Origin of the sequence: uncultured Fretibacterium sp. (assembly GCF_938030725.1) — a bacterium.
Lineage (GTDB): Bacteria > Synergistota > Synergistia > Synergistales > Aminobacteriaceae > Fretibacterium.
The window spans coordinates 1-11,703 of record NZ_CALHIQ010000148.1 but is presented as its reverse complement, the minus strand read 5'-3'; the positions used below and the strand labels follow the sequence as shown (position 1 = coordinate 11,703).

At 69.7% G+C, this 11,703-nt stretch carries 9 protein-coding genes; all 9 read right to left on the bottom strand.

The window, feature by feature from the left end:
* On the bottom strand, positions 1 to 1,865 hold a 1,865-nt coding region (gene lpxK, locus Q0629_RS08495; protein WP_298781383.1), incomplete at its 3' end, for a tetraacyldisaccharide 4'-kinase.
* The gene (locus tag Q0629_RS08490) at positions 1,862 to 3,652 is read right to left on the bottom strand and encodes an ABC transporter ATP-binding protein (RefSeq protein ID WP_298781381.1); all 1,791 of its coding nucleotides are present in this window, start codon (positions 3,650 to 3,652) and stop codon (positions 1,862 to 1,864) included. The genes lpxK and Q0629_RS08490, both read right to left, overlap by 4 nt.
* Positions 3,649 to 4,788 (bottom strand): hypothetical protein, encoded by a 1,140-nt coding sequence (locus tag Q0629_RS08485; protein ID WP_298781379.1) that lies wholly within the window; start codon positions 4,786 to 4,788, stop codon positions 3,649 to 3,651. The genes Q0629_RS08490 and Q0629_RS08485 overlap by 4 nt, the downstream gene beginning before the upstream one ends.
* 16 nt (positions 4,789 to 4,804) lie before the next feature.
* Positions 4,805 to 5,968 (bottom strand): lipid-A-disaccharide synthase, encoded by a 1,164-nt coding sequence (locus tag Q0629_RS08480; protein ID WP_298781377.1) that lies wholly within the window; start codon positions 5,966 to 5,968, stop codon positions 4,805 to 4,807.
* Positions 5,965 to 6,783, bottom strand: a complete 819-nt coding sequence (lpxI, locus tag Q0629_RS08475) for a UDP-2,3-diacylglucosamine diphosphatase LpxI (RefSeq protein ID WP_298781375.1) — start codon at positions 6,781 to 6,783, stop codon at positions 5,965 to 5,967. The genes Q0629_RS08480 and lpxI overlap by 4 nt, the downstream gene beginning before the upstream one ends.
* Positions 6,780 to 7,889 (bottom strand): LptF/LptG family permease, encoded by a 1,110-nt coding sequence (locus Q0629_RS08470; protein WP_298781372.1) that lies wholly within the window; start codon positions 7,887 to 7,889, stop codon positions 6,780 to 6,782. The genes lpxI and Q0629_RS08470 overlap by 4 nt, the downstream gene beginning before the upstream one ends.
* Positions 7,886 to 9,004, bottom strand: a complete 1,119-nt coding sequence (locus Q0629_RS08465; protein WP_298781369.1) for a hypothetical protein — start codon at positions 9,002 to 9,004, stop codon at positions 7,886 to 7,888. Before Q0629_RS08465 ends, Q0629_RS08470 begins: the two co-directional genes overlap by 4 nt.
* 296 nt (positions 9,005 to 9,300) lie before the next feature.
* Entirely contained in the window at positions 9,301 to 10,845 is a 1,545-nt protein-coding gene (locus tag Q0629_RS08460) for a DUF4139 domain-containing protein (RefSeq protein ID WP_298781366.1), read from the bottom strand.
* 305 nt (positions 10,846 to 11,150) lie between these two features.
* A partial coding sequence (locus tag Q0629_RS08455; protein WP_298781364.1) for a PD-(D/E)XK nuclease domain-containing protein occupies positions 11,151 to 11,703 on the bottom strand: 553 nt, incomplete at its 5' end.

Here is an 11,703-nt window from a genome sequence, read left to right as displayed (position 1 = left end):
ACAGGTCCCCCTTCGTCCTCCCGTAGGGTCCCCCCCCCGCAGGAGGCGCCGAGCCTCTCGCGGGAGAGCGTGGGCGCCAGCACCATGCGAAAGGCGCAGCGCCGCAGCCCGGAGAGCCGCACCGCAGCGTCGAGGATCAGGTTGACGTCCCGATAGGCCCTCAGCCGGCTGCCCGGCAGGAGCAGGACGAGGGGAACGTCGTCCGGACCAGGCGGCAGGGGGGGCGGGTTGACGGCCCCATCCTCCAGCAGGTCCATAACGGGATTGCCCGCGTAGACGGCATTCGCCCCGGCCCGGACCAGTTGTTCCGCGCTCCCCGGATCCCGCGTCCAGGTGCGGAGGGCCAGGCGGCGGATCAGGGCGCGCTCCAGCCGCCAATGCCCGCTGAGCCGCACCGTCTTGGCCGTGGCCACGAACAGCGGCCGGACGCCGCTGCCCCACAGCGCGTGCAGGAGGAGGTAGACGTCCCCCACGCAGACCGGCGTCCGAATCGTTCCTCCGAGCGCCTGCCAGTCCCTCAACTGCGCCCTGACGTGGCTCAGCAGGCCCGCCCGCATGTCGCTCAACAGGTCCTTCAGGTGGTACTTCACCACGCCCCCCGACGGCGTGACGGAGGGCGCGGAGGCCACGGGGAAGCCCGCTCCGGCGTAGGCGTCCCCGCGCCCCACCAGCGGGAAGGCCAGCACCTCCGCGGCGGGGAAGCGGTCCCTCAGCCACCGTGCCAGCAGGACGCCGATGGCGTCCTCGCCATACCCGTTGGAGGCCACGGCCATCCTCGGGCGCAGCGCTTCCGTCAGCGCGTCCAGGAATCGGGACGGCTCATCCAGCACAGCGGACACGCAGGGGATCAAAAGGGGCAGGGAGGGCCGCCAACCGCCCGGAAGGTTGTAGAGGTCCTTCTCGGTGCAGGCCATGGCCTCCGCGCCGAGGGCCTCGGCCGTGCGGCACAGGGCGTCCAACTCACCGGGGCCGTAACGGTGGTGATCCCGAAAGCGGCGTTCGCCCACCGTCAGGAGCCCCGCGTCCGCCAGGGACCGCCGGAAGCTCTCCGGGCTCCCGATGGCGGAGAAGGCCAGCACGCGAAGCCCCGGCGTCGGCGGGGCGCAGCGGGCCGGGCGCGCCGCGTCCGGCGCCCAGGCCTCCCAGCGATCTACCTCGACGCGGGAGGTGAAGACGCGCTCCAGCGGGACGAAGCGTCCCACCGTCTCCCGCAGCCTCGAGAGCGCCTCCGGCGTCGCCTGGTCCGCCTTGGTGATCACCACCAGATGCGCTCTGGCTAGGGCTCTGACGGGCTCCCTCAGGATCCCCGACGGGATCAGCCGTCCGCTGCCGAAGGGGCAGGCGGCGTCGATCAGGACGATGTCCGCGTCCCGCCTCAGGGCGCGATGCTGAAAGGCGTCGTCCGCGATCGCCAGCTCCACCCCCATCTCCCGAAGCGCTCGGATGCCCAGCGCGCGCCGCCGGGCCACCGCCACGGGGACCTCCGGAAGGCGGCGGGAGAGCAGGAGCGGCTCGTCGCCGACGGCGTCGCGGCTGCCCTCCCCGCCGAAGATCACCACGGGACTTCGGGTCCGCCCACCCGAGTAGCCGCGGCTCACGATGCCCGGTCGGACGCCCCGCTCCGCCATGGCACGGGCCAGCATCTCCACGAAGGGGGTCTTGTTCGTGCCCCCATAGGTGAGGTTCCCCACGCTGACGAAGGGGATGGGGGGCTCCTCCGTGTACCTCAGGCCGTGCCGGTACAGGAAGTCGATACAGGCTACGGCCCCTCGGACGGCCCATTCGGCCGGGTCCAGGAGACACCATGGCGACGCGCGACGCTCGCCCCGCACCCAGGCCATGTAGCTTTGAACGACGCGGTTCACGGGCGTCCGGCTCCCTCCGCCCCACGAGAGGAGAACTGCAGGCGATAGAGGTCCGCGTAGAGCCCGCCCTCTCGCAGCAGCGCGGCGTGGCTGCCCTCCTGAAGGATGCGGCCGTCCTTCAGCACCAGAATGCGGTCCGCGCCCTGCACGGTGGAGAGCCGATGGGCGATGATGAGGGAGGTTCGGCCGGCCATGGCGCGATCCATGGCCTCCTGGACCTGGCGTTCTGCGGCCAGGTCCAGGGATGAGGTGGCCTCGTCCAGGATCAGGATGCTGGGGTCGCGGACGACGGCGCGGGCGATGGCGATCCTCTGGCGCTGGCCGCCGGAGAGGGTGACGCCCCGCTCGCCCACCTCCGTGCCGTACCCCTCCGGGAGGCCCTCGATGAAGTCCGCGATGTTCGCGACGCCCGCGGCCTCGCGCACGCGCCGCATCAGCGCCTCGTCCTTCAGCAGGTCCGGCCCGTCCTCCGCCAGTCCGTAGGCGATGTTGAAGGCCACGCTTCCCTTCATCAGGACGCAGTCCTGGGGCACGATGCCGATCTGGCGCCGCAGCTCCGGCAGGCGAAGCGAGCGGACGTCCCGGCCGTCGATCAGGACGCGGCCCGACGTGGGGTCGTAAAAACGGGGGATCAGGTCCGCCAGCGTGGACTTTCCGGAGCCGGTGGGCCCCACGAGGGCCGCCTTCTCCCCCGGGCGGACGGTGAGGCGGATGCCGCGCAGCACCTCCTGCCCCGCCGCGTAGGCGAAGCGGACGTCCTCAAAGGCCACCTCGCCACGAAGCCGGCCCGGCAACTCCACGGAGCGGGACGTGTCCTCCGTGGGGGCCCGGAGCATGTCGAAGATGCGGTCCGCGGCAGCGAGGCCGGTCTGCAGGGCGCCCATGCGGCTCATGACGGTGCGGATCGGCTGGACCATGAAGGCGATGTACCCGATGAAGGAGATGAGTTCGCCGGGCGTGAGGGACCCATGGATGACACTTCGTCCCCCGAACCAGAACACCACGGCCAGCGCGCAGATCAGGAACACCTCCACGACCCCGGCCAGCAGGGCCTGGATGGACACGGCGTGGAGCAGCGCCTGAAAGTTCTGGAGGTTCCCCTCCCGAAAGCGCTTCAGCTCCTGTTCCTCCGTGGCAAAGGCGCGCACCACGCGGATGGCGGAAAAGGCCTCCTGGGCGATGGCGGTGATGTCCGCCAGCCGCTCCTGAACCCGGTGCCCCGCCCGGCGCAGCCTCCGGGCCGCGAAGGACAGGAGCCAGGCCACGACGGGCAGCACCAGCACGATCAGGAGCGTCAGGCGCCAGTTGATGTAGAGGATGAAGGCGAACATCCCCGCAAAGGTCACGGCGTTGAAGGCCAGATCCACGAAGGTGTTGGTGACGAGGCTCTGCAGCGTGGCCACGTCGCCCGTGATACGGCTCATCAGCTCCCCGACCCGTGAGGCGTCGATCCGCTGCAGCGCCATGTGCTGCATCCGGTCGTAGAGCGCCACTCGAACGTCCATCACGACGCTCTGCCCCACCTCGTTCATCAGGTACTGCTGCCAGTAGGACGTCACGGCCTTGAGGGCGAAGATGGCGACGACGGCCAGACAGATGAGGTTGAGGCTCAGGACGCTTCGGGAGATCAGGACGTCGTCCACCACGCTCTTGAAGAGCCAGGGGGGCAGGACGTTCAGGCCGGAGGAGGCCAGCATGAAGGCCACTCCCGCCGCGAGGCGCAGGCGGTAGGGCGCGGCGCAGGCGATGAGCCGTCGGGCGGCCCCCTGCGCGTCCTGCCCCGTCATGCGGCGCCGTCCTCTGCGGGGATGGCGTCGCACAGGCGGGCGGCCGCGCCGCTCTGCCCCGACAGGGCCAGCAGCTCCTCCCGCGCGCGGGCCAGTCCTCCGGCATCGCTCAGGTCCTCCGCGATTCGGGAGGCGGTCTGCTCCGGAGTGACGTCACCGTACAGCTCGTCCATCACGCGCCGGTCCGTCAGACGGTTCGGCAGGGCGATGACGCCGTTCCAGCGGTTCAAAATCCGCTGCGCCGCGGCACGGCGCAGCCCGCGTCCCACCAGCGGCAGCGAGGCCAGGACGCCCCTCAACCCCGCGATGGGGATGAGGTCCAGGAAGCTTTCGGGCGCCACCACGAGCGAGGGGACACCGCAGTGCATCAACTCGAAGTTGTTGGTGCCCGGCTGGGTCAGGGCGAAGTCCGCGTCCCTCATGACGAGGCCCGCTGGGGCCCGCACGGGGCGCAGCCCCGCGTCGTCCCACTCCCTCAGCTCTGCCTCCGGGACGAAGGGAGGGAAGAGGGTGCGCACCTCGGCCCTCGGAAGCCGGACGCGCAGGGCGGCTCGGGCGGCCGCAAGCCAGGGCAGGGCGGCGTGGCGGATGGAGGGACGGCTTCCGGGGAGGAAGAGCACGCGGAACCCTTCTTTTGGGTGGGCCCACTCCCTGCCGGGGGCCTCTTGAGGCAGCGTCGGGCAGCCTCGCTCCGGAGGCTGAGCGGCATCCAGCAGAAGCGCGTCCTTCACGAGGTCCCCGATGGCGCGGGCTCCGGGGATGGCGCGGGCCTGGGAGGGAAAGGCCGTGAAGACCCGCGCGCCCTTCAGCCCCTTCTTGGGACCGTAGGTGTAGCAGAGGAGCGGAGCACGGGCTGAGCGCGCGATGCGCGCGCCGAACATCATGTCCCCGCCCAGCTGGATGACGCACTCCGTGCGCTCATCGGCCATGGCCCGCCAGAGGTCCGGGCCGCCACTGGGCCCCTCCAGCTTATCGATGCCCAGCAGGGACGCCGCCTCCCGCTCGTGCCCCGACGCGAAGGGGCAGGGCAGAAGCCAAAGGGACACGGAATGCCCCCGCCGGCGAAGTTCCATCGCCACGGGCCGCACCCAGCCCCAGAGCTCGCCGGGGCCGTTCGTCAACAGGGAAACTCGCATACGAAAAGCCCCTCTCTCAACCGTTAAGAATCCGGCCCGCGCACAGGCCCAGCACGCACTCCGCCCAAAAGTCCGCCGCGTCCTCCGTCCCCATGGCCTCCCGTCCGCGGTCCAGGCGACCATCGACCTCCGCCCTCAGGACGGGGTCCTCCAGGTAGCGGCGCAGCTCCCTCACGATGCGCTCCGGCACGGCGTCGCCGCACAGGAGCTCCGGGTAGACCGGCGCCTCCGTCAGGCAGTTGGGGATCGAGATGTAGGGCGTGCGCACCAGCGCCTTCAGGAGGACGCGGGTGAGGGGGCGCACGTTGTAGATGACGACCATGAAACGCCGCAGCGCCATCGCCTCCACCGCCACGGTGCCGCTGACCCCCACTGCGGCGCGGCAGGCGACCAGCAGCCCCCGCCCCTCTCCATCCCACGTCTCAAAGCCCCTCGTCCGCTCCCGCAGCTCGTCGGCCAGGGGCGCCGCAAGCCCCGGGGCGATGGAGAAGACGGGAAGGTACCCCTCGTCCCGCAGGATGTGCGCCGTGCCCAGCAGGACGTCCAGGTGGTGCTTGATGTCGTAGCGCCGGCTCCCCGGCATGAGGGCGATCGCCCGTGCGCCGCCGATGCGCCGCGTCAGTTCCTCCGGCGCGCTGCAGCCGCGAAGCTCGCTCGCCAGCGGGTGAGCCCGCCAGAGGGAACGGACCCCGCGCTCCGAGAGGAAGCGATCCTCAAAGGAAAAGAGGGGCAGGCAGAGGTCGAAGTCCCGCCTCAGGGCCTTTGTCCGACCGCTGCGCCAGGCCCACACGGTGGGAGGGATCAGGCTGACGACGCGCCCGCCGTAGCCGGCGCGCCGCAGGGCCGAGGCCAGCGGGAGGTGGTAGTCGGGGCTGTCGATCAGCACGACGGCCTCCGGCTGAGCCTCCATGACGGCGCGGACCATCGCGTGCCGCAGCCTCAGGATGCGCGGCAGCGCCCGCAGCGCCTCCTCCAGGCCCATGATCTGCAATTCCTCGTAGCTCCAGTGGGGCCAGCGGCCCAGGTCGGAACAGGCGGCCTCGGCCCTGGGGCCCATCATGCCCCAGATTCGTCCCGTCAGCGCCGGCTCGCGCTCCTGCAGGCGGCGGAGGAAAACCGCCGCGTAGACGTCGCCGCTGACCTCGCCGCAGCTCACGAAGATGGAGCGTGCCGCGCTCATGGCTCGATCCCCTGGACGGCGATGCCGTAGCGGCCGGCCATGGAAAGGGTCCTGTCCGGGTCCAGGATCAGCGTGCGTCCCGCCTCCACGGCCAGGCAGGTGAGGCCGGCGCGGCGCATCCCCTCGATGGTGTCGGGCCCCACGGTGGGCAGGTCGTATCGCAGGTCCTGGTCCCGCCGCATCATCTTGACGACGACGCCCCGTCCCGCCACCGTCCCCGCCCGGGCGATCATGGCGTCCGTCCCCTCCATGGCTTCCACAGCCACCACGGCGCCCTCCGCCACGACCACGGCCTGACCGAAGGAACAGGGCAGGGTGACGCGCAGGACATCCCGCCCGCACTCCACGTCCCGCGCCTCGGCCGCGGTGGGGTCCCGCACGGCCAGCCGGCCCTCCGCGGCCAGGTACTCCGGCAGGATCTGCCAGTAGGGGATCACGGAGAAGCCCTCGCGCTCCAGCGCGCGGACGACGGCCCCCAGGAGCGAGTGGTCGTCCATGAGGCTGCCGGCCAGCACGGACCGGCTCACTCGGTCGAACAGCAGCGGCAGAAAGTAGATGACGCGCTTGGGGATCCAGCCGGCCATGATGACCCGCCCCGCCCCGAAGCGCCGCATCTCCCGGACGCCGCGCCCCAGGCTGGGCCAGCGGAGGCGCACCAGCCTCCGGGCGAAGGGGGCCAGGGGCTCCAGGTCGTCCCGCACCGCCAGCACCAGCGGGGCCTCTCCGGCCTCCGCCAGCTTCCGCGCGATGGCCTCCGGCAGGGCTCCCTCCCCGGCGATCAGGGCGATGGGCACGCCCGCGATGGGGTCCGTCATCGCCGGTCAACCCTCCAGGCGAAGAACAGCGCAACGGCCAGGAAGAGCAGGTTCGGCCCCCAGCCCGCCAGCGAGGGCCAGATGGCTCCGGCCTCCCCCAGGGCGCGGCACATGGACATGACGACGTAGTAGGCGAACACGATGACGACGCTGATGCCAAAGCCGACGCCCGACCCCCGGCGGCCCTGGCGCGACGCGCCAAACCCCGCCCCCAGCACCGCCATGATGACGCAGGCCCAGGGCACCCCCAGCTTGAGGTGGAACATCACCCACAGGCGGGAGAGATCCGCCCCCACGGAGCTGGACTGCTGTATGTAGCGCCAAAGCTCGTGGGCGCTCATGTCCACCGGCCGTTTCGTGCTCATCTGCAACTGTTCGGGCGACAGGTTCAGGGCAAGCCTCTGGCGCTCGAAGCGCAGGAGGAGGGTGACCTCCCCGTCCCGGTCCACCTCGTAGACGCGCCCGTCCTCGATCCACCACTGCCCCTCTTGCCACAGGCCCCGCTCGGCGGTCAGCGTGCGCGCCAGGCGGTCCCGGTCGAACTCATGCACCATGACGCCGCGCATCACGCCCTGTTTCGCGTCCAACTGGTCCACGTACAGCACGCGGCGCAGCGCGCCGTCCTCCTCCTCCCGCAGGAAGACCTTTTCCTGCACGGCGGAGGCCTGATTCTTCAGGATCTCGTACTTCATCAGGCGGTCCGCCGCCTCGGTGGTGAAGGGGACCACGGTCTCGTTGAAGGCCAGCGCCAGGAGGGAGACGAGGAAGGACGCCCCAATGACGGGCCGCAACACGCGGGAGAAGGGGATTCCAAGGGACTTGAGCGCGATGAGCTCGCTGCCGCCCCCCAGGGAGGACATGCCCAAAAGGGTGGCCAGAAGCGACGACATGGGCAGCGTCATGGCCACCACCTCGGGCAGGCGATAGAAGAAGAGCCGCGTCACCACCCCCAGGGAGACGCCCTGTTCGATGATGAGCTTCGCAGCCTGAAAGAGCAGGTCCCCCGCCACGAAGATCAGCGTGAAGATCAGGATGCCAAACAGGAACGGGCCGGCTACGGCCCCCAGGATAAGGCGGTCCAAAAGCCGCGGTCTGAAGGGGTTCATTGTGCGTTCAGCGTGTACTTTTTGGCCATGGACGCGATGAGGCCGTCCACCAACGACTTCGCGTTCGGGACGTCGTCCGTGCTCTCAAAGGAGGCGGCGACGTGAAGCGCCGTGACCTCGGAAAGGGATCGATGATCCGGGTTCAACGTCCCCAGGAGCCCCAGCATCTTCTTGACGACGGCGTCCGACGAGGCGGCGGGGCACTCGGGAAGCATCAGCATCAGCTCCCGGTCCCCCGACAGGGCAGCGACGTCTGAGGTGCGGAGGCTCTTTCGGACTAGGGTGCCGTAGGCGACGAAGGCCTCCCTGGAGTCGGGGTCCCGCTCCGCGGCGGCGGAGAACACGAGGCGGATCAGCAGCACGGTCAACGGGTGCCCGTAGCGCCGCGTCCGGTAGAGCTCCTCGTCCAGGCGCATCATGGCGTAGCGAAAAGCCTGCAGGCCCGTGACGGGGTCCGTCAAGGCCGTCACGTCCGCTTCAGGGGCAGAGGCCGCCGCGCGCTCACTGAGCTGAAAGTAGTAACGGTCGCCCTCCATGGGGCGCTGGATCACGTCCCACGTCCTTCCGCCCAGCGTGGCGGTGGCGTCCCCCGGCGTCAGCAGCACGGCGACGCTCTGCCCCTTCACCGCCTCCAGGGGCAGCTGCGCGGCCTCCAACATGCCGCTGCTGACGCTCTCGACGACGCCCTCCGCGTCCGTGACGACGAAGGGCACGGGCAGGCGGACCTCCGCCTCGTCCGCCCCCTTCGCCGCGGCTGGGCCGGGCCGCCTCCTGCAATAGTGGTAGAGGTTCAACAGCGCGACGGCCCCACACACGGCCATGATGACGCCCACCCACTGGAACATGCGAGCGCCCCGGCTCAGGGCCAGAGGACAGAGCAGGATCCCCTGCGCGACGAACTGCAGCGGCAGGAGCCCCAGGCCGAAGCCATGGACGATGAAGAGCCCGTAGAGCGCCGAGAGGACGATGAACAGGAGACAGGTCATCCCCCAAAACGACGGGTCCACGGGCTCCGCGTCCACCGGCGAACCCATGGCCCCCGCCACGAAGACGGTGGCGACGGCGACCGCGGGGGGCAGCGTGAGCCATTGAAAGAGCGCGCCGTTTCGGGCCATGGCTCAGCGGCACGGAAGGGACGAATACAGCCCGAGGACGCGTCCCATCGGCAGCCCGGACAGCTGGAACGGCGTTATGGCCTTCAAGGTTGCACGACCTCCTTCAAAAAAGCGCTGACTCGCTCCGCAAAAGCTGCTGGACGTCCCTCTCGCGGTCAGGCGGAGGCGTCCGTCAGCGATTTCTCCAGATTCAACGAGGGCCCGCAAGGCGATCGGCGCCTCGCGGACCGGTTTTCGTCACTCGAAATAACGTCAAGTTTATTATAGCCCAACGAAGCCCTTTTGGAGCCTCCTCCTCAGCGGTACAGCAGTTCCTCCCCCGACGGGTAGCTCAGGGCGTAGTCCACCACGATCTCCACGGTCTCGCCGGCCTTGACGGACAGCTCCCAGGTCAGGCGGTTCTCCGGGTCGCGCTCCGCAGGAGCCGGCTCGATGCGCTTCACCTCCAGCTTCACCTTGTCGTCCGTGGGGATGGGCAGGCGGTCCCGCACCGTGACCGTGCGGTCCTCGGCCATGCCGTTCGTCACCTTGATCCTGTAGCCGTTGGTGGACACGCCGCTGAACCAGGAGGAGCCGGTCTTGGCCACGAGCGGCTCCTTGCTGGCGGTGATGAGGGGCGCGTAGCCGAAGGGGAGCCGCATCTGACCCACGCCGTACTCCGGAAGGGAGGTGACGCCCGCCGGCGCGCCGTCCACCATGAGGTCCGCGCGCCCTGGGATCAGAGAGGTCTCGGCGTTGTCCATGCTGGCGACGAGCCAGGCGCTCCCGTGCTGCTCCGGGATGAGGACCAGCATGGGCTTGCCCGTGAGGTCGATGCGCCCCAGCGTAAAGGTCGAGGGCAGCCCCGCGCCGGAGAGCGTGCCCTGTCCCGTCACCGTGCGGTCGGAGAGGGTCGTCGTCATCGTCAGACGCCTGGGGGCCGGTCGGGCGGCCTCTGCGGAGGGGGCGGCTACAGCATAAGGCGCTATGGCCACCGCATCATTCATCGACCTCCGGAACTTGCGGACGTCACCGTCCTGCTCTTTGGGCTTCAGCGCCACGCGCAGCGGCGCCAGCTCCGGCGCCCGGACGCCCTCGTCCTGTGCCTTCGTGTGGAACGTGACGACGCCGCTGTAGTCCAGCCCCGTGCGCTGCTCGGCCAGGGCGAAGAGGTCCGTCTCGATAGCCCCCGTTGCGGTGGTCAGGTTCATGGTGTACCGGGGGGACCACTCGGCAGCCTCTGCAAAGGCCTCCAGCAGGAGGACCGCGTCGCCGTGCCCGTGCCCGGACACCAAAAGGAACGAACCCGCGCCGTCGGGGGTCCGAGCCTCCAGCTCCTCCCTCAGGACGTCGAGCTTCTCCGTCTCCAGGGCGAGCGCCGGGGTCAGCTCCGCCAGCTCCTTCTCCGCATCGAGCTTCAGGGTCTGGGCCTCCCGGACGTAGGCGATGAGGTCCCGCGCCTGGGTCCCGTCCTCGGGGGCGGGGACGATGGCCTCCAGCAGACGGAGCGTCTGCTGGAACGCGCTCTTTCGGGCGTTGAGGCGCGCCACGGCCGCCGCCTGAGCCTCCACCTCCGCCTTCAGCCCCGCCAGGGCGGGAGGCGTCCAGTCGGCCCGTCGGCGGCTCACCACCTTGAAGTCCTCGGCGTCGAGGGGGTTCAGGAGGCGCACGGAGTCCTCCCGAAACGCGCCGGGCAACTCGATCTCAAAGTCCCCCTGCGACGCGACCTCCAGGACGAACTTCGCTCCGGAGGGGTAGAGGTCCAGCGAGCGGACGGTGAAGTCCGCCGCCTGCGCCGCACACGCCCAGCCGAACGTCGTCAGGAGGGCCAGCGCCAGGACGCCAAACAGCGACAGTTTCATTGTTTCCTCTCCTTTCATAGATCGTGTTCCGGGCCAGGGCCCGGCTTCCGCCGCTATTGTAGCATGAAGAAGGGGAAGCCCCAACCGCAGGGGCAGCCCCCCTTGCAGGGGAGGCAATCCATATTAAACGCGAATTGGTATCAGGTATTTTTCTCCGTCATTCGGGCTGTCAGATCATGAACGAGGGCACGTGGGCTCAATGGGTTCCGGGACGGAAATGCAGGGCGCGGCAGACACGTATCCAGCGGGCCATCTCTCCGAGGTCGGGGACGCGCGCGGAGAGCACCAGGGCATCCTTCTACAAGCTACAAGCAGACGAGCGCCGTGTGCTTTTTTGCGTCGACGACGATGACCGTGGACGTCACGGCGCGGCCCTCTCCGTCGTAGGGCTTCGCATAGCCCTTCTCCTCGATCTGTCGCTGTCCCTCAGCCCGCAGTCTTGCGATCTCCCCCTCGCTCCGGGCCAGCTTGAACTCCAGCACGACAACGCGGTGGGGAAAGAGGACCAGGACGTCGCTCCGCCCTCGATTGGTCGGGACCTCCCCGTGGGCCGTGATGCCCGCCCCACGAAGGAGCATCAAAAACAGGGAGCGGTACAGGGACTCGTCCCGCCGTGCGAGGTCCTGGTAGGGGATGGAGGCCAGGGCCGTGTTGTAGAGCTGGACGCCCCGCGCCACGTCCCCCTCGCTCAGGGCGCGCCAGAGGTCGGACCCGATGGAGTCGTACCTCTCCACGTTGTAGACGTGCTCCAGGTACATGCCGGCGATGGAGTCCAAGACCTCCCGGTTGGGGTAGTCCAGGGTCAGGGACTGCTCCTCCCACTTCTCGATGGTCAGGTAGCCCGCCTGGTAGAGGAAG